Source organism: Pseudomonas sp. TH31, assembly GCF_016650815.1.
Lineage (GTDB): Bacteria > Pseudomonadota > Gammaproteobacteria > Pseudomonadales > Pseudomonadaceae > Aquipseudomonas.
In genome coordinates, this window is the sequence record NZ_JAEKEZ010000032.1 from 78,002 (window position 1) to 100,349 (window position 22,348).

Below are 22,348 nucleotides of genomic sequence, written 5' to 3' on the forward strand. Positions count from 1 at the left end.
CCTCACGAGATGACGGCGACTGGCTGCGCAGTGGCGGCCAGCAAATGCTTGATTTCCGGGACGCAGGAGCCGCATTGAGTGCCGCAGCCCAGTTCTTGTTTCAGGCCTTGCAAATCCAGGCCACGGCGGATGCCGGCGCAGACCGCGCTTTGGCTGACGTTTTTGCAGTTACACAGGATTTTGTTACCGGCGGTTGGCGTGTCGACGTTGCCCGGTGGTGCGCTTAATGGCGCCAGCAACCAGCGCCGCAGTTGCTCGTCGGCCCGGCCTTCGAGCCACAGGCTTTGCAACCAGTGTTGGGCGAGGGTTTCGCCTGCCAGGCGAATCGCGGTGATCCGGCCGTTCTCGATGCGCACCCGTTTGCCGATGGCGCGTCGCGGGTCGTCGTAGGCCAATACCGGGCCATCGTTGAGCCCCAGGCATTGATCGATATCACGCAGTAATTGCGCCTCGGGCGGCGTGGCGCTGGCAGCGCGTATCAGCAGCGCGGGACGTTCACGCCCTGCCAGGCTGAGGCTGACATAGGAAAACGCCTCACAGAGTGGTCGCAGGGTCTCAAAATGTTGCTGAATATTGCCTTCGATCAGGGCGAAAAGGTGCCAAGGCAGTTGCACCGGTTCCAGGCGCACGCCGCTGTGTTTGAGTTCCGGTTGTTTGGACAGCGGGTCGAATGCCGGTTGAGTAATTGTATTGACGCCACCCTTGAGAAAACGATCACCCCAGTGCATCGGCAGAAAGGCCTGGCCGGGACGCACGCTGTCGTCGCTGCCGACCGCCACAATCACCGCGCCGCGACGGCTTTTCAGGTTGACCAGATCGCCCGGTTGCAGCCGATGCCGGCGCAGTTCATCCGGGTGCAGGCACAACACCGCTTCGCTGACGTGACCGAACAACTGCGCGGCGGTGCCGGTGCGGCTCATGCCGTGCCATTGATCCCGCAAGCGGCCGGTGATCAAGGTCAGCGGGAACCGAGCATCCCGTTGTTCCTTGGCGGCGCGGTACGGGTCGGCCACGAACTGCGCGCGGCCGCTGGCGGTCGGGAAAATCCCGTCCAGGTACAAGCGCGCCGTGCCTTCGCTGGCGCCGATGGGGAAGGGCCATTGCTGCGGGCCGATCCGGTCAAGCAAGGCATGACTGATACCAGACAGGTCCAGATCCCGGCCCAGGGTCAGTTGCTTATATTCGTCGAAGACCTGCGCCGCTGTGTCAAAGGCAAACAGGCCGGGCAGTGCGGGGCGCAGGCGTTTTTCCAGGCGTTGTGCGAAATCCACCGTGATCGCCCAATCAGATCGCGCCTCACCCGGTGCGCTAATGGCCTGGCGGACGTGGGAAATTCGCCGTTCGGAGTTAGTCACCGTGCCGTCCTTTTCTCCCCAGCTTGCGGCGGGCAGTAGCAGGTCGGCGAACGCGGCGGTTTCGGTGGTGCGAAAGGCTTCCTGCAGGACCACAAACGGGCAGGCCTGCAGGGCGGCGCGCACATTGTTTTGATCCGGCAAGGATTGCGCGGGATTGGTGCAGGCAATCCACAGCGCTTTGATCTGACCGCTACGCACCTGTTCAAACAGCTCGATGGCCGTGAGCCCGGGGTTTGCGGGCAGTTGCTCAACCCCCAATAAGCCGCTACTTCGGCGCGATGCTCGGCATTGGCGGCTTCGCGATGACCGGGCAGCAGGTTCGACAGACTGCCGGTTTCCCGACCGCCCATGGCGTTTGGCTGACCGGTCAGGGAGAAAGGTCCTGCGCCGGGGCGACCGATTTGCCCAGTGGCCAAGTGCAGATTGATCAGTGCGCTGTTTTTTGCGCTGCCGGCGGTGGACTGGTTCAGCCCCATGCACCACAGCGACAGGAAGCTCGGTGAAGTGCCAACCCATTCAGCGCATTGCTGCAATTGCTCGACGCCAATCCCGCATAACTGCGAAACCACCTGCGGGGTGTAATCGCGCACCAGGTTTTTCAGCTCGGGCAGGCCTTCGGTACGGGCCTTGATGAAGTCGCGGTCGATCCAATCTTCCCACAACAGCAGGTGCAAAATCCCGTGGAACAACGCGACATCGGTGCCCGGCAGAATCGCCAGGTGCAGGTCAGCCAAATCGCAGGTGTCGGTACGACGTGGGTCGATGACGATGACTTTCATCCGGGGCCTGCGGGATTTGGCCTCTTCCAGGCGACGAAACAGGACCGGGTGGGCGTAGGCCATGTTGCTGCCGACGATCATCACGCAGTCACTCAACTCCAGGTCTTCATAACTGCACGGTGGCGCGTCGGCGCCCAGGCTCCGCTTGTAACCGACCACCGCCGAAGACATGCACAGCCGAGAATTGCTGTCGATGTTGTTGGTGCCCACCAGCGCCCGCGCCAGTTTGTTGAAGGCGTAGTAGTCCTCGGTCAGCAACTGCCCTGAGATGTAGAACGCCACGCTGTCCGGGCCGTGTTCGGCGACGGTGGCGGCAAATACGTTGGCGGCGTGATCGAGGGCGGTATCCCAATCGGTGCGGCTGCGGGCCAGGCTTTTGCCCAGGCGCAGTTCCGGGTACAGCGCCCGGGCGGCCAGGTCGCCGGTCAGGTGCAGGGTCGAACCCTTGCTGCACAGTTTGCCGAAGTTGGCCGGGTGGGCCGGATCGCCGCTGACGCCAAGGATGCGCTCGCCGTCATGTTCGATCAGCACACCGCAACCGACCCCGCAGTAACAGCAGGTCGAGGCGGTGATTTGGCGGTCCATCAGCCTGCATCCCGCATCGCCAACAGCACCCGGCCATTCTCGACCCGTGCCCGATGGTGGTGGGCGCAACCGATGTCCGGAGCCTGGGCTTCGCCGGTTTGCAGGTCGATCTGCCAGTTGTGCAGCGGGCAGGCGACACGTTTTCCGTAGATCAAGCCTTGGGACAGCGGCCCGCCTTTATGCGGGCAGCGGTCATCGAGTGCGAAAACTTCGTCGTTGCTGGTACGAAAAATCGCGATGTCACCTTTCGGGCCGGCGATGATCCGCGAGCCGAGGGCATTGATTTCTTCCAGTGCGCAGATATCCAGCCAGTTCATGCCAGCACCTCCAGGTTCTTTACGGGAATGACGTCGAATTCTTTCTTCAACTGTGGCTGTTCCAGGCGCTCTTTCCACGGGTCCTGTTCGAACGACAGGGAGAATTGCAGGCGATCGTTGAGTGCCTTGCGGCGTTCAGGGTCTTCCAGCACGGCTTTCTTGATGTGTTCCATGCCGACCCGTTGCAGGTAGTGCACGGTGCGTTCGAGGTAGAAGGCTTCTTCGCGATACAACTGCAGGAAAGCGCCGTTGTATTCGCGCACTTCTTCGGCGGTTTTCAGCTTGACGAAGAACTCGGCGACTTCGGTTTTAATCCCGCCGTTGCCGCCGATGTACATCTCCCAACCGGAGTCCACGCCGATAATTCCGACATCCTTGATGCCCGCTTCCGAACAGTTTCGTGGGCAACCTGAGACCGCCAGTTTCACTTTGTGCGGCGACCACATGTTGAACAGGTCGTGCTCCAGTTCGATGCCCAGTTGCGTCGAATTCTGCGTGCCAAAGCGGCAGAACTCGCTGCCGACGCAGGTCTTCACGGTGCGGATGGATTTGCCGTAGGCGTAGCCGGACGGCATGTCCAGATCTTTCCAGACCCCCGGCAGGTCCTGTTTCTTGATCCCGAGCAAGTCGATGCGCTGGCCGCCAGTGACCTTGACCATCGGCACGTTGTACTTGTCGGCGACGTCGGCAATCCGGCGCAGCTCCGACGGATTGGTCACACCACCCCACATCCTTGGGACGACAGAGTACGTGCCGTCTTTCTGAATGTTGGCGTGGGCCCGTTCGTTGATCAGCCGCGATTGCGGATCGTCCTTGGCCTCGCCGGGCCAGGTCGAGATCAGGTAGTAGTTGAGCGCCGGGCGGCATGTGGCGCAGCCGTTGGGTGTGCGCCAGTTCAGGTAACTCAGGGTGGCGGCGATGGTCAGTAGATGTTGCTCGCCAATGGCTTGGCGAATCTGCCCGTGATTGAGGTCGCTGCAACCGCAGATGGCTTTTTCGCTTTTCGGTTTGACGTCAGCTGCGCCGCCCACGGTGTTGATCAGGATTTGCTCGACCAGCCCGGCGCAGGAGCCGCAGGAGCTGGCAGCCTTGGTGTGTTTCTTCACATCGTCGACGCTGAACAACCCGTGTTCCTGAATCGCCTTGACGATGGTGCCTTTGCACACGCCGTTGCAGCCGCAGACTTCGGCGGTGTCGGCCATGCTCATGGCTTTGTCCTGGCCCTGATGTCCTACGTCGCCCAAAGCGTTTTCGCCGAACATCAGGTGGTCGCGGATCTCGCCGATGGCGTGGTTCTCACGGATTTGTCGGAAATACCAACCGCCATCTGCCGTATCGCCGTACAGACAGGCACCGACCAGCACGTCATCCTTGATCACCAGTTTTTTGTAGACCCCGCCAATCGGGTCGGAAAGGGTGATGGTCTCGGTGCCTTCGCCGCCCATGAAGTCGCCGGCGGAGAACAGGTCGATACCGGTCACTTTCAATTTGGTCGAGGTCACCGAACCCTTGTAGGTGGCGAAACCCAGTTGTGCGAGGTGGTTGGCGCAAACCTTGGCCTGTTCGAACAACGGCGCCACCAGGCCGTAGGCGATACCCCGGTGGCTGGCACATTCGCCAATGGCGTAGATGCGCGGGTCGTAGGTTTGCAGGGTGTCGTTGACCAGGATCCCGCGATTGCACGGGATGCCGGACTTTTTCGCGAGTTCGGTGTTGGGGCGAATGCCGGCGGCCATCACCACCAAATCGGCGGGAATGATGTCGCCGTTCTTGAACTGCACCGAGCCAACCCGGCCATTACCGGCGTCGTGCAGGGCCTGGGTCTGTTCGCAAAGGCGAAAGTGCAGGCCGCGGGCTTCGAGGGCGGTTTGCAGCAATTGGCCGCTGGTTTTGTCCAGTTGCCGTTCCAGCAACCATTCGCCGATGTGCACCACGGTGACGTGCATGCCGCGCAGCATCAGGCCGTTGGCGGCTTCGAGGCCCAGCAGGCCGCCGCCGATGACCACCGCGTGCTTGTGGGTTTTTGCGGTGTTGATCATCGCCTGGGTATCGGCGATGTCGCGGTAGCCGATCACGCCGTGCAAGGTGTTGCCGGGGATCGGCAGGATGAACGGGGTCGAGCCGGTGGCGATCAGCAGGCGATCGTACTCGGCTTCGGTGCCGTCCTCGGCGACCACCCGGCGTTTGATCCGATCGATCTCCACGACTTTGCGGTTAAGCAGCAATTTGATGTTGTTGCTCAGGTACCAGTCCAGATCGTTGAGTACGATCTCTTCGAAAGTCTGCTCACCGGCCAACACCGGCGAGAGCAGGATGCGGTTGTAGTTGGTGTGGGGTTCGGCGCCGAAGACGGTGATGTCGTACAACTCGCTGCTCAGCTTGAGCAGTTCTTCCAGGGTACGAACCCCGGCCATGCCGTTGCCGATCATCACCAGTTTTAGTTTTTTCATCAGGTTCTCCGGGGAGCTCAGACCCGCCTCATCAGGGCTTTGGGGTCTCGCTCGACAAATTTTGCGCAAACAAAAAAGGCGTCCCGCTAGTTGCCTAGCGAGGACGCCTTTGTCCTGGTCCCGTTCTCTCGGGAAGTCCAGTCTTCGTCGTTGAAGGCTGGGCTTTATGTGTGGTGGGAAAGGTAATGCAGTGGTTGTGCCAAGTGCAGTGAAGGCGAGTTTCCGGGTGTTTTTTATGGAAAACGGTTGGTTTGGTGCACCGGTTTAAGGCGGATGCGCGGTTTTGAGGCAGGAAGATCAAAAGATCGCAGCCTTCGGCAGCTCCTACAGGTGTACGCGATCCCATGTAGGAGCCGCCGAAGGCTGCGATCTTTTAGCAGGTCCCTCAAGTCTCAACCATGCAGAAACAGAAACAACAGCACCAGATTCACCACCAACGACACCAGCGCCAATGCCCGCCAGACCTTCAGCGGCTCACGCTCCAGCAGCGGTTTGGGTCGCACACTCAAACTTCGTCGCTCGCCCTGTTCCAGCAGCAGCAACCATTCTTCCGCCGTTTCAAAGCGCTGCTGCGGATCCACCGCAACCGCGCGCTCCAGGCTTGACGCCAGCCACTCCGGCAGGTCGGGCCGATAGCGATTGGCGCTGACCGGCACGCCAAACCGTGGGCGTTGAAACGCTTCGATTTCGCCGTAGGGATAGTGCCCGGTCATCAGGAAAAACAGCGTTACGCCGACCGCATACAAATCCTGCTGCGGTGTTGGTGCTGCTCCGTGAAAGGCTTCCGGCGCGATATAGCTTGGCGTGCCGGGCAGGGCGCAGGGCTGATCTTCGGACAGGCCAGGGCAATAGGCGAGACCGAAGTCCAGCAGCCGCAACTCACTGTCGTCCCCCAGCAGCACGTTTTCCGGTTTGATGTCGCGATGCAGGATTTGTCGTCGGTGCAACATGCCCACCGCCCGCAGCAGGCGTTCGGCCAGTTCCTGCCATTGCGCCAGTGGTAGCGGTCCGGTTCGCGCCTGCAACTCGGCCAGGGTCTGTCCCGAATATTCGCGCATCGCGTAGTACAAATGCTGACGCTCGCTGGCGGCATGGACTTCAGGGAAATGTCGCCCGGCCACCCGTTTGAGCAACCATTCCTCCGACAACAACGCTTGCCCGGCCAGGTGATCGTTATGCAAATGCCCGGGCAAGGTTTTCAGCAGCCAGGGCTGTTGTTGCGCATCGCGCACCCGATAGAGCAGCGATTGCCGGCTCTGCCCCAGGATTCCCTCGACCTGCCAGCCTTCGAACGTCTGCCCCGGTTTCAGCGCGGGCGGCAGTGGCCATTGCTGCAAATGAATCAATGCATCGCCAATACCTGTTTCGCCGAGGGCATCGACCCGTACCAGCAGGGCGCTGGCATTGTCCTGACTACCGGCCAGATGCGCGGCGTTGACCAAGGTTTGCGCAGCGCTCGGCAGATCAGGCTGATCGCGCAAGATCCCGGCAATCGCGGTGTCGCCCAATACCGCCCAGACCCCGTCGCTGAGCAGCACGAAACATTCATTGAGGCGTAATTCGCCATCGAGGAAATCCAGCACCAGATGCTGATCCAGCCCAAGGGCACGCTTGAGCACATGTTGCATGCCCGGTTGGTCCCAAACGTGATCCTCGCTGACCCGCTGCAACTGTTCGGCGTGCCAGCGATACACCCGGCAATCGCCGACATGGGCCAGGGTAAAACGCCTGCCGCGCATGACCAAGGCACTGACAGTGGTGAGCAGTGGTTGCCCACCGCCGTTGGCCTGAAGCCAGCGATTCTGCGCTGACAACAGGCGATCCAGAGCCTCGGCGACGGCCCAGGTTTGCGGGGTGGCGTAGTAATCCAGCGCCAGTGCCTGCAAGGTCGAGCGGGCGGCGAGACCGCCATCGGCGCATTGGCTGACGCCGTCGGCGATGGCGAAAAGGTAACCCTTGCTCGCCGCCAGCGCCGGGGCCGGAGTGACCAGGCGCAGTGCGTCCTGATTCTCCTCGCGCGGGCCGATGGCGCTGGCTTCGGCAAAGCTCAGTTGCAGAGTCATCGAGGTTTCAGACTCGAGCCGCCGTCACTGCGGCCGAACCCCAAGTCGTTCTCCAGCGACGTTTCACGCCGTGCAGGCCAAACCAGGCGAGCACGCCAAGGCTGGCGAACAACCACAAAACCAGTTGATAGCTGCCGGTGCTTTGCTTGATTGCGCCCATGCCCGCCGCGAGGGCGAAGCCACCGATGCCGCCAGCCATGCCGATCAACCCGGTCATCACGCCGATCTCCCGACGAAAACGCTGCGGCACCAGTTGGAAAACCGCACCGTTACCGGCACCCAAGCCGAGCATGGTACAGACGAAAAGGGCCAGTGCCGCGTAGGAACTCGGCAGGTTGAAACCCACTGCGGCGATACAAATCGCCGCCACCGTGTACATCCCCAGCAAGGTGCGGATGCCGCCAAAACGATCCGCCAGGGCGCCGCCCAACGGACGCATCAGGCTGCCGCCGAACACGCAGGCGGCGGTGTAGTACCCGGCAGTCACCGGGCTCAGGCCATATTGATCGTTGAAGTAGCCGGGCAGGGCGCTGGCCAGGCCGATGAAGCCACCGAAGGTTACGCTGTAGAAAAACATGAACCACCAACTGTCGCGATCACCCAAGGCCTTCAAGTAGTCGGCCATGGATTTGGCGTTCGGCCGTTGCGGGGCGTTTTTGGCCAGCCAGGCGAATACGATCAGGGTCAGGATCAGCGGGATCAGGGCGAAGCCGAACACGTTGCTCCAGCCGAAGGCCGCCGCCAACACCGGTGCAATCAGCGCCGCCAGCACGGTGCCCGAGTTCCCGGCACCGGCGATGCCCATGGCTTTGCCCTGATGCTGCGGCGGATACCATTGCGAAGCCAGCGGCAGGGCGACGGCGAAGGACGCTCCGGCCATGCCGAGGAACAGACCCAGCACCAGCACCTGTTCGTAGCTGTGGATGCCGAGTTTCCAGGCGCCGAACAGCGCGCAGATGACGATGACCTGGCCGATTATCCCGGCGGTTTTTGGTGACAGGCGATCGGCCAGCAGGCCCATCACAAAGCGCAGCACCGCGCCGGCCAGAATTGGCGTGGCCACCACCATCCCGCGCTGTTGGGTGGTCAGGTGCAGGTCAGCGGCGATCTGTACCGCCAAAGGGCCCAGCAGGTACCAGACCATAAAGCTCAGGTCGAAATAGAGGAAGGCCGCGAACAATGTCGGGGTATGGCCGGATTTCCAGAAGCTTGAATTCATCGCGCACCTCAGCTGTAGGGAGTCTCGAGAAGGAGTCATGAGCTAGCAGGTGGGGCGCCGCCACGGCCGCACCACCGGCCCCGGTCTCCGGGGCCAAAACGAAAAAACGCCGCTACCGGATCCGCCATGGGGCGAACGAGGTGAGCGACGTCTTTGTCGTAGGTGGGGCAACCGCCGTTGGTTACCTGTGTGTATTACTTAGCCAGATTTGTGCCACATGCCGGATTTGTAGTGAGGCCGAAAAGATCGCAGCCTTCGGCAGCTCCTGCAGGGTGTGCGCATTCCAACGGTAGGAGCTGCCGAAGGCTGCGATCTTTTGATCTTCAGCCAAGCAACTCGCTCATGGCAATAATCTGCTCCGCCACCTGAATCAGCTTCTGCTGGCGGCTCATGGCCTGCCGGCGCATCAGGGTATAGGCCTCTTCCTCGTTGCAGTCTTTCATCTTCATCAACAACCCCTTGGCCAGCTCAATGCGCTTGCGCTCGGCCAGTTGCTGGTCCCGGGCATGGAGTTGGGCGCGCAGGGCCTGGTCGCTTTCGAAGCGGGCCATGGCCACGTCGAGAATCGGCTGCAAGCGTTGTGCGTGAATGCCTTCGACGATGTAGGCGCTGACCCCGGACTTGATCGCCTGGCGCATCACCCCGGGGTCATGTTCGTCGGTGAACATCACGATCGGCCGTGGCTGGTCGCGGGTGACCAGCACCACTTGTTCCATCACATCGCGGCTCGGTGACTCGGTATCGATCAGAATCACGTCCGGGCGCACTGTTTCGACGCGCGCGGGCAGGTCGATGGTCAGGCCGGATTCATCGATCACGTCGAACCCGGCTTCGGTCAGGGCGGCTTTCAAACGCCCGACTTTCTTCGCGGTGTCGTTGATCAGCAGGATACGCAACATATTTGCAGGCCCCTGTCAGCGGCTGGCGAGCAGCGGCGAGCTGTCGCTCATGGCGTGTAACTTGAAGCTGCGTGCGTAGGCGGCGGGGTCCGAGCCGTCCCAGATTTTGCCGTCGATCAACTGGCTGCTGCGCATTTCCTGGCCCCAGGCGGACACGCCGACGGCGGTGGCGGCGTCGCGGTACAGGTCCAATTGCTGAACCTGACGGGCTACGCCGAGGTAGTCCGGGTCTTCGCGCAGCAAACCCCAGCGGCGGAATTGGGTCATGAACCACATGCCGTCGGACAGATACGGCAAATTGACCTCGCCACCGCCGTGGAAACGCAACGCGTGCGGGTCCTGCCAGCGGTTGCCGAGGCCGTCGGCGTAATCCCCCAGCAGGCGCGGTTCGATGCAGTCCCGCGGTGCATCGAGATATTCGGGCGCACTCAACAACTGCGCGGTGCTGCAACGGTTTTCCGGGCTTTCTTCGATGAAGCGGCTGGCTTCCAGGATCGCCATCACCAGCGCCCGGGCAGTGTTGGGGTATTGCTCGACAAAGGCGCGGGTGCAACCAAGGACTTTTTCCGGGTGATCGGGCCAGATGGTTTGAGTGGTCGCCATGGTAAAGCCGAGGTTCTGCTTCACCGCGCTGGCAGACCACGGCTCGCCGACGCAGAAACCGTCGATGCGCCCGGCTTGCAGGTGCGCGACCATTTGCGGCGGCGGGACTACCACGCTGTCGACGTCCTGCAACGGATGAATGCCCTGACTCGCCAGCCAGTAATACAGCCACATGGCGTGGGTGCCGGTCGGAAACGTCTGGGCGAAGGTCAGTTTTGGACGAGTTTGGTGCACGTGCAGGTAAAGTGCTTCAGGACTGGTCACGTCCAGCGCTTGCAAGCCGCGGGACAGGTTGATGCTCTGGCCATTCTGGTTCAGGCCCATAAGCACTGCCATGTTCGTGGGCGCAATGCCGCCGATGCCCAGGTGCACCGCGTAAATCAGGCCGTAGAGGCTGTGGGCGGCGTCGAGTTCGCCGCTGACCAGTTTGTCCCGCAGGTTGGCCCATGATGACTGGCGCTTGAGGTTCAAGGTCAGCCCATGGGGCTGGGCGAACCCCTGAGTGGCGGCGACCACCACCGAAGCACAGTCGGTCAGGGCCATGAAGCCGAGGTTGATCTCGGTCTTTTCCGGTGCGTCGCTGCCGTTGACCCAGGCCAGTGGGCCCACTGTGGTTTTGTTCATGGCAAAACACCTTCCCAAAAAGACGTCGTCCCAGGCCCGCGCAAACGCAAGGCCGAGTGACGACGCCATTGTCCGTTCACCCATTCCGTCGTTGGCCTGGATGCTGATGTGAGTGTCGGTGCAAGGCATATGCCAGACGTTTCCATCAGTCTCTCATCAGGATTAAACGCGCTGTGTCCTACAACTTGTCACGCTGGTCCTCGCCTGGAATCCAGCACCGCTTATTCGCAAGTCGACTGGGGAAAAGGAATGAGTGCCAAGGACAGCTTAAAAACCAAAACAACAATAAACCTCGCAAAAAGGACACCTGTCATGGCAATTGGGTTGATTCAATCCTTTGGGAACACAGTAGCACCGCCTGCGCATTCAACAGCGTTGCCAATCAACCCGGCTGAACGCCGCTCTTCGTTGATCCTTGACGCCGCGTCACTGCAGTTCTCGCCTGATTTTCACCCCGACGCGCTGGGCCCCTCTAGTCGGCATGTTTGGGCCGCGATGGAGCGTCTACAACGATGCATCGTTGTTGATGGGACCAAGCTCCATGAGCAATTGGGCGAACATGATCGCGAGCTGGTGGCCCAAGCCCAAACCTTTATTCAGGATGGCGCACTGCCTTGCGTGTGCTGCGACCTCGACTTTTTCGACCCGCTCAAGCGGTTGAACGCCGCTGATACCGAGCAAACCGTGCAAAGTCGAATGAGCTCGGTGCTTGAGGCTGGGTTGGCAGTGCTCGCTGGGTCCAGGGGGCCGGACTCAACCTGTTGAATGTGGCCGCGCGTACAGGCCTGACCGTCACGCTGACCACGGTACTCAGGCAGATGGTCAGCTTTTATGTGGAACAGGCCCTCCAGGCGCGCAGCCCGACCGAGGCCTCCCGCGCCTGGGCGGTGGCTGCGGTCACGATGATTGGCCCGGCATTGAGCCTGATGGGCGCCATCCGCGACGAGTGTGCGGGTGTGGCCAGCCTTCAGTCGCGATTGGGACGGGCCTGTATGGCCAGCATTACCCTGGGTTCGCTGATTGCGGCCACAGTGACTGGCGCCTCGTCCTCCCTGCTGTCGGGCGTCGTCAGCACCAATGTGTATACCTTGGCCAGGGACGTGACCAACGCCTTTTTCCGTTGCAGGACAACGTCGCTGGCGCCACTGCCAAAGCGACCGGGGTCACCACGGTGTCCTATGGCGCGGTGCAGTATTTCCTGGCCGAAGTAGCGGCCCTGATGCCGCTCAGTGGCGCCGCAAGGGTTGCCGCCGGTTTCGACTACGCGCTCAGCGCGGATGTCATTCAGGCCGGATTGAATGCGGCGGGTGCGGTCATCGACGACTTCATCGCCATCCTGTGCAGAAGCTGGCCGCTTCTATCGCCGAGGGAGGGGCCGGAACTGGTTTTTTCGGACCAGCCCCTCTCGGAGTCAAGCGATCTGCACGTACGGGTCGTGGCGCGCAGGCCGTCATGGGAGCAGATGGGCAATGCCGTTTTAAACGTCAATGCGTCGCGCACCTCGGCCTTTCAGGCCATTAACCTGGTGTTAGGCACGGTGGCGCTGGACATGACGCTTGCCGATCACGATCAGGACGCACAAGGTCGCGTGTTGAACCTTTGCCTGATGCTGATGCTGATGACCATCTACTTCCCGTTTGTCTGGAGTTGCTCCCAACGCACGGACACGCGATGGTCACCAGAGCAATATCGAGAAAGGCCGGTTCCTTAAAGACCCAGCCTTGGGGGCCGTCTTGCGCAGTCGTGGAAATCATCGCCACGTCTGCGCGTTTGGAGCTGTCCCTCGCGCGATACCCCCGCCCCAGCTATAATCGCCGCCACTTTTCGTAGCCCAGAGTCAAACCCGCCCATGTACACCCTGGCCCGTCAGCTGTTGTTCAAACTTTCCCCGGAAACCTCCCACGATCTGTCGCTGGACCTGATCGGCGCGGGCGGACGTTTGGGCCTCAACGGCTTGCTGTGCAAGGCCCCGGCGAAAATGCCGGTGAAGGTCATGGGTCTGGAGTTCCCGAACCCGGTGGGTCTGGCGGCCGGTCTGGACAAGAACGGCGCGGCCATCGACGGTTTTGCCCAGTTGGGTTTCGGCTTCGTTGAAATCGGCACCATCACCCCGCGTCCGCAGCCAGGTAACCCGAAACCACGGATTTTCCGCTTGCCGGAAGCCGAGGCGATCATCAACCGCATGGGTTTCAACAACCTCGGCGTCGATCACCTGCTGGCCCGCGTTGCAGCGGCCAAGTACAAGGGCGTGCTGGGCATCAATATCGGCAAGAACTTTGATACGCCGGTTGAGCGTGCGGTGGACGACTACCTGATCTGTCTGGACAAGGTCTACGCCCACGCCAGCTACGTGACGGTCAACGTCAGCTCGCCGAACACCCCGGGCCTGCGCAGCCTGCAGTTCGGTGACTCGCTCAAGCAATTGCTCGCCGACCTGGCCCAGCGCCGGGCCGAACTGGCCTTGCGCCACGGCAAGCATGTACCGCTGGCGATCAAGATCGCTCCGGACATGACCGACGAAGAAACCGCCCAGGTCGCGCAAGCGCTGATCGAAACCGGGATGGACGCGGTGATCGCCACCAACACCACTCTGAGCCGGGTTGGCGTCGAAGGCATGGAACATGGCGACGAGGCGGGCGGTCTGTCCGGTGCGCCGGTTCGCGACAAGAGCACGAATACCGTTAAGGTCCTGGCGGCAGAGTTGGCCGGCCGTTTGCCGATCATCGCCGTGGGCGGCATCACTGAAGGCAAGCACGCGGCTGAGAAAATCGCTGCAGGTGCGAGCCTGGTGCAGCTCTATTCGGGCTTCATCTATAAGGGCCCGGCGCTCATCCGTGAATCCGTCGACGCCATAGCCGCCTTGCGCTAAACCCCGAGAGCTGCCGAAGGCTGCGATCTTTGATCTTGATTCTTGGCGACCCATGGGTGAACACAAAATCAAGATCAAAAGATCGCAGCCTTCGGCAGCTCCTACAGGGGGTGGTTAGCCAGGGAACAGGCATAAAAAAGGGCACCTCGAAGGTGCCCCTGGGCCGGAGCCCGCCGTCCGGATGGGACGTGCGTGGTTAATGCGTTACGGTGTCAGATTGTTGTGTTGCAGTGTCTGGCCCTTTGTTAGCCAACGGCGTGAAGTTCGTTGAGTCTATGGATTCCCGCAGTGCCGGTCATACCGTCCCAGTTGTCGCCGCGTCCTTCTCGCCAGCCGTTAATCCAGGCTTGGCGTACCGACGGTAGAGTAAATGGGCAAAGCTCACGGGATTTGCCACCAACGCCATATTGATATCCGCGCAAAAATGCTCTTTCCAACGGATCACGCTTAAGTCTTCTCATAGGGTGTTGCCCTCACTTGTTGACTGTATTTATCGCGACGACCTCAATCGAGGTCTGGCAGAAAACTCTGCCGTTGGTGGCCCGCTGCCGGCGTCGCGAGCCAAGGTGTTGACGTCGTTGCGGCGTCAACCTGTATTGAGTTCTAACCAATGCGTCACATCGAGGGAATGATCGTTTTGTCATAAGGACGTAACGATAAAGATGCTATGGCCATAAGTAACAAGACGTTTGTCACGTGTTTGTTGCTCAAAGCCCCGGTATGATCGGCCCCGCGCTAGATGACGGGGTTAATCCTTTAGTGAGAATGGCCCACCGTTGCACTGGGGTACTATTCGACGAAGGGTCGAGTTATGACATTTTGTTGCATCAACTTTTTTCTCTGCCCTGGCATCTAAGCTCTTTTAACCCGAGCAGTCAGGGTGGAACGGCACACCTTCGTGCCACGCGGGCGCTCTTTTAGAAAAGCGCCTGATTGAAAACCGGACCGGCAATGCGTTGTCGGTTCACTCAGCCAAAGGCTTTGAAACTCCAATGTCCGATCAATTCGAAATCTTCCTCACTTGCCCCAAAGGCCTTGAAGGCCTGCTCATCGAGGAAGCCGTCGGGCTTGGCCTTGAAGAAGCGCGTGAACACACCTCGGCTGTGCGCGGCATGGCCACCATGGAAACCGCTTATCGCCTGTGCCTGTGGTCGCGTCTGGCGAACCGGGTGCTGCTGGTGCTCAAGCGCTTCCCGATGAAGGATGCCGAAGACCTGTACCACGGTGTGCTCGATATCGAGTGGCAAGACCACATGCTCAACGACGGCACCCTGGCCGTTGAGTTCAGCGGTCACGGCTCGGGCATCGACAACACCCACTTCGGCGCCTTGAAGGTCAAGGACGCCATCGTCGACAAACTGCGCACCCCGCAGGGCGACCGTCCGTCCATCGACAAACTCAACCCGGACCTGCGCATTCACCTGCGCCTGGACCGTGGCGAAGCGATCCTTTCCCTCGACCTGTCCGGCCACAGCCTGCACCAGCGTGGTTATCGCTTGCAGCAGGGCGCGGCACCGCTGAAGGAAAACCTCGCGGCCGCGATCCTGATCCGTTCCGGCTGGCCACGCATTGCGGCCGAAGGCGGCGCGCTGGCTGACCCGATGTGCGGTGTCGGCACGTTCCTGGTAGAAGCCGCCATGATCGCCGCCGATATGGCGCCGAACCTGCGTCGCGAGCAGTGGGGCTTTACGGCCTGGCTCGGCCACGTTCCGGCGCTGTGGAAAAAACTCCACGAAGAAGCTACCGAGCGTTGCGCTGCCGGCCTGGCCAAGCCACCGCTGTGGATTCGCGGCTACGAAGCTGACCCACGTCTGATTCAACCGGGCCGCAACAACGTTGAACGTGCAGGCCTGAGCGAGTGGATCAAGATCTACCAGGGCGAAGTCGGCACCTTCGAGCCACGTCCGGACCAGAACCAGAAAGGCCTGGTCATCTGCAACCCGCCGTACGGTGAGCGTCTGGGCGACGAGGCAAGCTTGCTCTACCTCTACCAGAACCTCGGCGAGCGTCTGCGTCAGGCCTGCCTGAACTGGGAAGCGGCGGTATTTACCGGCGCGCCGGACCTGGGCAAGCGCATGGGCATCCGCAGCCACAAACAGTATTCGTTCTGGAATGGCGCGTTGCCGTGCAAGCTGCTGCTGATCAAGGTCACGCCGGATCAGTTCGTCACTGGCGAACGCCGCACCCCGGAGCAGCGTCAGGTTGAACGCGAACAGGCTGAAGTCGAAGTCGCAGACAACGACGTGGCGCCGGGCAAGTACGAGAAGTACAACAAGAACGGCAACCCGATCAAGCCGGCTCCGGTGGTGATCGAGCAACCGCGCTTGAGCGAAGGCGGGCAGATGTTTGCCAACCGCCTGCAAAAGAATCTCAAGGCCATGGGCAAGTGGGTCAAGCGTGAAGGCATCGACTGCTATCGCGTGTATGACGCCGACATGCCGGAATACTCGATGGCCATCGACCTGTATCAGGATTGGGTCCACGTCCAGGAATACGCTGCGCCGAAATCCATCGACCCGGAAAAAGCCTCGGCCCGGATGTTCGATGCCCTGGCAGCGATTCCGCAAGCCTTGAACATCGACAAGAGCCGCGTGGTGGTCAAGCGCCGCGAGCGCCAAAGCGGCACCAAGCAGTACGAGCGCCAGGCGGCGCAGGGCAAGTTCGTCGAGGTCAACGAAGGCGGCGTCAAGCTGCTGGTGAACCTCACCGACTACCTCGACACCGGGCTGTTCCTCGATCACCGGCCAATGCGCATGCGCATCCAGAAAGAGGCGGCCGGCAAGCGCTTCCTCAATCTGTATTGCTACACCGCGACCGCCAGTGTTCATGCGGCCAAGGGCGGTGCGCGCACCACTACCAGCGTCGACCTGTCGAAAACCTACCTCGACTGGGCGCGTCGCAACCTGTCGCTGAACGGTTTCTCCGACAAGAACCGTCTGGAGCAGGGCGACGTGATGGTCTGGCTGGACGCCTGCCGCGACGAGTTCGACCTGATCTTCATCGATCCGCCGACCTTCTCCAACTCCAAGCGCATGGAAGGGATTTTCGACGTACAGCGTGACCAGGTGCAGTTGATCGACCTGGCCATGGCGCGCCTGGCGCCGGGCGGCGTGTTGTACTTCTCCAACAACTTCCGCAAGTTTGTGTTGGAGGAGAACCTCACCACCCGTTACGCGGTCGAGGAAATCACCGCCCAGACCATCGATCCGGACTTTGCCCGTAACGGCAAGATCCATCGTGCCTGGAAAATCACGGCCCGCTGATAACTGACCGGATTGGATCCACAGAGCCTTGATTTTTAAAGGCTCTTGGGTTCTTTCAGGGCTGGTCAAATTAGTGGCTAATAGCTATAACTCAACGCATGGCCAATGGGCTTTTCCGGCACCTGGCGTTTTGAGTTGCGTTTATGTCGTTGCACGCCGTGCGCCCCAGGATCCTGGGCTTTATCAGCGAAGACGTCTCGGCCTGGCTGGTCGCGGTGCTGGTATTGCTCGCTGGCGGGATTCTCACGGGACTGCTGGCCTGGGCCACGCTGAATCTGTTTCACCATCAATTGCGGCAACGCTTCCAACTGCTGGCCAGTGAGCGTTACAGCCGTATCGAAGAACGTTTCGAAGATCAGGAGCAGCGCCTCGATGGCCTGCGCCGGTTCTTTGCCAATTCCGATTCGGTGTCCCGCGCCGAATTTGACGGTTATACCCAACCTTTATTGCTCCGTACGCAGGCCTACTCCTTCGCACAGCGGGTGAGCCGCGACGAACGTCCGGCCTTTGAGCGCAAGGTGCGTACCGAAGGGCTGAGCGACTTTTCCATCCGAGAACTCAATGCTGCCGGCGAACTGCAACTGGCGGCCGAGCGCGATGAGTATGTGGTGGTGCTTTATAGCCAGACGCAAAGTCGACTCGGCTCGCCGCTGGGCTACGACTTGCTCGCCCAACCCTTGCGCCGTGCGGCGCTGGAACGGGCGGATGCGCGGGCTGGCATGGCGGTCTCACAGCCGATGCACCTGGTGAATGTCGAGCCGGCTTATGCCCGAGGCGTGCTGCTGGTTACGCCGGTCCTTCGTCGTGACAGCCTTGCCGAAACGGCGATCAAGCCGTTCGGTTACGTCATGGCCGTGATCAGCATGCGCCAGTTATTGGCGGATGGGCTGCCGGAGGTCGGCCACGATTATTTGTCGGTGCGTATCCTCGATATGTCCACCAACGATCAGCACGAAGTGCTGTACGAGTCTGCGAACCCTCCGGCTACCAGTGATCTGTCCGCCAGTCGATTGCTGCGCATGGCCGACCACGACTATCAGGTGGACATCCAGCCCAGCGAGGCCTTCGTGCAGGCCAACCACTCTTCGGTGAGCAGCCTGGTGGTGGCCGGTGGCTTGCTCAGCCTGTTACTCAGTGCGTTGCTCTACGTGTTGGTCAGCCAGCGTCAACGGGCGTTGAAAATGGTCGAGCAACGCACTCAGGAACTGCGTGCCCGCGAGCAAGAATTGCGCGGTACCCACGGCCAGCTGCGCAGTGTGCTGAATGCCGCGACCCAGGTGGCGATCATCGCCACCGACTTGCGTGGGGTCATCAGCACCTTCAATGCCGGTGCCGAGCAGATGCTCGGTTACGCCTCCGCCGAGGTGGTGGGCCACATGACCCTGGAGAACCTGCACTTCCCCCGAGACCTGGTGGCCCGCTCGGCGGAGTTGAGCGCACGCTATGGCAAGCTGATCCCGACGTGCCAGGCGATGTTGGTCGAGGGCGGCGAGGAGGGTGGGAATGCAGCCCGTGAGTGGACCCTGGTGCGCCGCGATGGCAGCCATCTGACGGTGAACATGCTGGCGACACCGGTACTGGATGAGCAGGGGTTGTGGGTCGGGCACCTGGCGATTTGCATCGACATCACCGAACGCAAGCGCGTCCACGAAGCACTGGCGGCGCGGGACTTGTTGCTGAAGAAACTCAGCGCCCATGTGCCCGGCGGCATCTATCAATTCAAAATGGAATTCGACGGGCGTTTCAGCGTGATTTACGCCAGTGACGGTATCCGCGAGATCTACGAGCTGGAACCGGATGTGTTACTGCTCAATGCCGAAGCGATCTTTACCCGGATTCATCCACAAGACTCGACCCGCGTCCGCGCCTCGATCCGCGCCTCGGCGGACACCCTCAGCCCGTGGCGCGAGGAATACCGCGTGCAACTGCCCGTCGGTGGTTTGCGTTGGGTGCGTGGCGAGGCGACGCCCGAGGAACTGCCGGGCGGCGGCGTGCTCTGGCACGGCTATATCTCGGACATCTCTGATCTGAAACGGGTGGAAGAAGAGCTGCGGGCGCTGTCGGTGACGGATTCCTTGACCGGCATTCACAACCGCCGCTATTTCCAGGAACGGCTGACCACCGAAATGGCTCGGGTCGAACGCGGTGGCGGCGAGTTGTCGGTGATCATGCTCGACATCGACCACTTCAAGCGCATCAACGACCTGCATGGCCACGCCGTGGGCGACCGGGTGTTGCAGGCGGTGTGCGGGCGCATTGGCCACCGTCTGCGGCGTACGGATGTGTTCTGTCGCCTGGGCGGCGAGGAGTTCATGGTGCTGTGCCCGGACATTGACGGCCAACACGCCCACGTCCTGGCCTTGCAGTTGTGGCAGGCGTTGCGCAGCTCACCGATCGACGGTGTCGGCACCGTGACCGCCAGTTTCGGGATCGCCAGTTGGCAGGTTGGTGAGGGCGCGGATGCGCTGTTGCTGCGGGCGGATTCGGGGGTGTATGCGGCGAAGCAGGCGGGGCGAGACCGGGTTGAGGCGCAGCTTAGCTAAAAGATCGCAGCCTCGTTGCACTCGACAGCTCCTACACAGCTCCTACACAGCTCCCGCATCGGGGGCTATCCCCGTAGGAGCTGTCGAGTGCAACGAGGCTGCGATCTCTTGATCTTAAAGGGTGATTACAACACCGAAGCCGTGGCCGGCACTTTCGGTTGGCGATACAAATCCAGCAGCACTTGATCCAGTACCGACGACGCGCCAAACGGTGCCTTGTCGTTGAGGATCGCCACTACCGCCCAGGTATTGCCGTTGATATCGCGGCTGAAGCCGGAGATCGCCCGCACGGTGTTGAGGGTGCCGGTCTTGATGTGCGCTTCGCCGGTCATGGCGGTGTGCTTCAGGCGTTTGCGCATGGTGCCGTCGGTGCCGGCAATCGGCAACGAACTGATGAATTCCGCCGAGTACGGGCTTCTCCAGGCTGCTTGCAGCATGCCGGCCATTTCCCGTGCACTCACCCGTTCGGCGCGGGACAGGCCGGAACCGTTCTCCATCACCAGGTGCGGCGCGGTAATGCCTTTCTGGGCCAGCCACTGACGCACTACGCGCTGGGCCGCCTTGGCATCGTCGCCATCGGCATCGTTGCGAAACTTCTGGCCCAGGCTCAGGAATAGCTGCTGGGCCATGGTGTTGTTACTGTATTTGTTGATGTCGCGAATGATCTCCGCCAGGTCCGGCGAGAAGGCTCGAGCCAGTACCTTGGCGTCTTTAGGCGTGGCGGCCAGACGATCCTTGCCCTGGATGCTGCCACCCAGCTCTTTCCAGATCGCCCTTACGGCGCCGGCGGTGTAGGTCGCGTGATCGAGCAGCGACAGGTATGTCTGCGAACTGCAACCGTCGCCCAACTGGCCGCCGACCGTTACGGTCACGCTGCCATCGGCCTGGGTTACCGGGTTGTAGCGCACGCCGCCGGCGCATTGCTTGGAGTTGACCGCTTTGACCTGGTTGTCGACGCGGATCGTCGCAATCGGTGGCTCTACCGACACCAGCACCTTGCCGTTGTCGTTGCGCGCCACAAAGCGCAGGGCCTTGAGGTTGACCATCAGCGAGTCGGGTTTGACCAGGAACGGTTTGTTCTCGTCATTGCCGTCATCGTTGAATTCCGGCAGTTGCGGCTGCACGAAGAAGCTGCGGTCCAGCACCAGGTCGCCAGTGACCTGGGTCACGCCGTTGGCCCGCAGGTCGCGCATCAGCAGCCAGAGTTTTTCCATGTTCAGCTTCGGATCGCCGCCACCCTTGAGGTAGAGGTTACCGTTGAGGATGCCGCCGCTCAGGGTGCCGTCGGTGTAGAACTCGGTTTTCCACTGGTGGTTCGGGCCGAGCATTTCCAGGGCCGCGTAGGTGGTGACCAGTTTCATGGTCGAAGCCGGGTTGACCGAGACGTCCGCATTGAAAATGGTTGGAATGCCGGGACCGTTCAGCGGGATCATCACCAGGGACAGGGCGTTGTCCTGCAACTTGCTGGCCTTGAGGGCTTTTTCAACGTTGGGAGTCAGCGAGGTATTGATCTGCGCGGCGGAAACAGGGAAGGCCAGGGGCAGAAGAAGACTGGCGAGGAGCAGTGGACGCAAAGATTTGATCATATGAAATGGAACCCTACAGCCGAGGGGAAAAAAGACGAGGGCATGAAGATAAAATCCCTCAGTGGTCATGAAAGTGTCAGCATTATGCCCCAAGGTGTAGCGGCTTGTGCCGTGCCTGGAGCCTCGAATCCGCTATTTTTTTACCGACGGCAGGCTGGCTGGCACCGTGAGGCGGGCAATTGGCGCCTTAAGCTGCTAAAGTGCCGCCCGTTATTACTTATGAGGATTGTTCCAATGGCGACTAACCGTTCCCAGCGTCTGCGCAAAAAACTGTGCGTCGATGAATTTCAAGTTTTGCTGATTAGCACAAGCTAATCAGAAAGTTGTCAAAAACCTGGTCCTCCGTTCCGCCCTTCGTTTCTAGTCCGCCAGCCCCCCTCAGCATTATTCGCTACCTACTCAGAACCAAACGTTGTTTGTCCTATCCCTCCACCGGTAGCAGTCGCACCTGATACTCATCATCATGTCTCCAATCTGCCCGCTCCTCATGGCAAATCGCATCGATTTTGCCCACAAATGAAGGTCCAACTCGTCTAGCCGCCCTGGTTGGAATTATTAATGCAGGTCGGGAATTGAAGGTCATAGATACAAAGGCGAGGTGCCGATTACTTGAGACCAAGCAATGGCGAGATGACGGGATAATTAGAAGCGGCCCGAGTCTTCGTGTTGGAGCTTCGTGTTATTGGTTTCGTTATATGCTGATCGTAGGCTGCGAGAACCGAATGTTGACGAGTCCCGGTGACTTGGCATATCGGCGTGCGAATGTTTACCACTACGATCACATGCAATATCGGGTAGTCGTAGCAACTGAGACCAACTCAAGGGCAGTTAATATCGAAGTCGCATCGACTAAAACAGGGGCGAGATATAGGAGGGGCTCAATTTGACAACAAGAGCGTTCGCCTTGAGCTAGAAACAAAAAGGGCCATCACGATGGATGGCCCTTTGAACATCAAGCTACCGAATTGATCGGTTTTTCCGGGTACCAGACGTCCAGCAGCGGGCTAACTTCAACGCTGGTCAGCTCGGTGCGGCCTTTGAGCCAGGTTTCAACGGCAGCGCGTTGGTCAGCGCTGACAGAGCCACGCTTCTGCAGGCAAACTAGGCCGTAGTCGTCGCCGCCTACATAGCCCAGACCGTTGGCTTCCATGGCTTCCTTCAGGAACGCATCGAGGAATGCATCGATTGCCTCG

Annotated in this window: 16 protein-coding genes and 1 pseudogene; 7 read left to right on the top strand and 10 right to left on the bottom strand. The window is 60.7% G+C overall.

The features are described 5' to 3' along the window. Window positions 1-2: 2 nt before the first annotated feature. The 7 genes and pseudogenes from JFV26_RS25530 to JFV26_RS25560 all read right to left on the bottom strand — a co-directional run bounded on the left by JFV26_RS25530 (window position 3) and on the right by JFV26_RS25560 (window position 10,894). Window positions 3-2,719, bottom strand: a pseudogene (locus tag JFV26_RS25530) (nitrate reductase). Continuing rightward, on the bottom strand, window positions 2,719-3,036 hold the full coding sequence (gene nirD / locus JFV26_RS25535; protein WP_201196277.1) for a nitrite reductase small subunit NirD: 318 nt from the start codon (window positions 3,034-3,036) through the stop codon (window positions 2,719-2,721). Before nirD ends, JFV26_RS25530 begins: the two are co-directional and overlap by 1 nt. Then, complete coding sequence (gene nirB / locus JFV26_RS25540) at window positions 3,033-5,486, bottom strand: nitrite reductase large subunit NirB (RefSeq protein WP_201196278.1); 2,454 nt, start codon at window positions 5,484-5,486, stop codon at window positions 3,033-3,035. Before nirB ends, nirD begins: the two co-directional genes overlap by 4 nt. A gap of 392 nt (window positions 5,487-5,878) precedes the next feature. Further along, window positions 5,879-7,549, bottom strand: a complete 1,671-nt coding sequence (locus JFV26_RS25545; RefSeq protein WP_201196280.1) for a bifunctional protein-serine/threonine kinase/phosphatase — start codon at window positions 7,547-7,549, stop codon at window positions 5,879-5,881. A 7-nt stretch (window positions 7,550-7,556) separates the two neighbouring features. After that, window positions 7,557-8,768, bottom strand: coding sequence for a nitrate/nitrite transporter (locus tag JFV26_RS25550; protein WP_201196281.1), 1,212 nt, complete (start codon window positions 8,766-8,768; stop codon window positions 7,557-7,559). A gap of 323 nt (window positions 8,769-9,091) precedes the next feature. Continuing rightward, the gene (locus tag JFV26_RS25555) at window positions 9,092-9,667 is read right to left on the bottom strand and encodes an ANTAR domain-containing response regulator (RefSeq protein WP_201196282.1); all 576 of its coding nucleotides are present in this window, start codon (window positions 9,665-9,667) and stop codon (window positions 9,092-9,094) included. Between the two features lie 15 nt (window positions 9,668-9,682). Next, a complete protein-coding gene (locus JFV26_RS25560; protein ID WP_201196283.1) occupies window positions 9,683-10,894 on the bottom strand; it encodes a CmpA/NrtA family ABC transporter substrate-binding protein in 1,212 nt (403 codons plus the stop codon). A gap of 249 nt (window positions 10,895-11,143) precedes the next feature. On the opposite strand from JFV26_RS25560, the gene JFV26_RS33770 reads away from it, so the two are divergent. The 4 genes from JFV26_RS33770 (at window position 11,144) to JFV26_RS25570 (ending at window position 13,763) form a co-directional block, all read left to right on the top strand. Further along, entirely contained in the window at window positions 11,144-11,659 is a 516-nt protein-coding gene (locus tag JFV26_RS33770) for a hypothetical protein (protein WP_242487898.1), read from the top strand. Further along, complete coding sequence (locus tag JFV26_RS33775; protein WP_242487899.1) at window positions 11,656-12,105, top strand: hypothetical protein; 450 nt, start codon at window positions 11,656-11,658, stop codon at window positions 12,103-12,105. Before JFV26_RS33770 ends, JFV26_RS33775 begins: the two co-directional genes overlap by 4 nt. Further along, the gene (locus JFV26_RS33780) at window positions 12,066-12,605 is read left to right on the top strand and encodes a hypothetical protein (protein ID WP_242487900.1); all 540 of its coding nucleotides are present in this window, start codon (window positions 12,066-12,068) and stop codon (window positions 12,603-12,605) included. The genes JFV26_RS33775 and JFV26_RS33780 overlap by 40 nt, the downstream gene beginning before the upstream one ends. Before the next feature lie 138 nt (window positions 12,606-12,743). Beyond that, window positions 12,744-13,763, top strand: coding sequence for a quinone-dependent dihydroorotate dehydrogenase (locus tag JFV26_RS25570; protein ID WP_123403271.1), 1,020 nt, complete (start codon window positions 12,744-12,746; stop codon window positions 13,761-13,763). A gap of 245 nt (window positions 13,764-14,008) precedes the next feature. On the opposite strand, the gene rmf is transcribed toward JFV26_RS25570, so the two are convergent. After that, on the bottom strand, window positions 14,009-14,224 hold the full coding sequence (rmf, locus tag JFV26_RS25575; RefSeq protein ID WP_003223300.1) for a ribosome modulation factor: 216 nt from the start codon (window positions 14,222-14,224) through the stop codon (window positions 14,009-14,011). A 531-nt stretch (window positions 14,225-14,755) separates the two neighbouring features. Here rmf and rlmKL point away from each other — a divergent pair. Both rlmKL and JFV26_RS25585 read left to right on the top strand, forming a co-directional pair. Then, a complete protein-coding gene (gene rlmKL, locus JFV26_RS25580) occupies window positions 14,756-17,026 on the top strand; it encodes a bifunctional 23S rRNA (guanine(2069)-N(7))-methyltransferase RlmK/23S rRNA (guanine(2445)-N(2))-methyltransferase RlmL (protein ID WP_201196284.1) in 2,271 nt (756 codons plus the stop codon). 143 nt (window positions 17,027-17,169) lie between these two features. Then, entirely contained in the window at window positions 17,170-19,569 is a 2,400-nt protein-coding gene (locus JFV26_RS25585) for a sensor domain-containing diguanylate cyclase (protein WP_201196285.1), read from the top strand. Between the two features lie 125 nt (window positions 19,570-19,694). Here JFV26_RS25585 and dacB read toward each other — a convergent pair whose 3' ends face one another. Beyond that, window positions 19,695-21,155 (bottom strand): D-alanyl-D-alanine carboxypeptidase/D-alanyl-D-alanine endopeptidase, encoded by a 1,461-nt coding sequence (dacB, locus tag JFV26_RS25590; RefSeq protein ID WP_201196287.1) that lies wholly within the window; start codon window positions 21,153-21,155, stop codon window positions 19,695-19,697. On the opposite strand from dacB, the gene JFV26_RS25595 reads away from it, so the two are divergent. Then, complete coding sequence (locus JFV26_RS25595) at window positions 21,156-21,470, top strand: hypothetical protein (protein WP_201196294.1); 315 nt, start codon at window positions 21,156-21,158, stop codon at window positions 21,468-21,470. 637 nt (window positions 21,471-22,107) lie between these two features. On the opposite strand, the gene JFV26_RS25600 is transcribed toward JFV26_RS25595, so the two are convergent. After that, on the bottom strand, window positions 22,108-22,348 hold a 241-nt coding region (locus JFV26_RS25600; RefSeq protein WP_201196289.1), incomplete at its 5' end, for a 50S ribosome-binding protein YggL.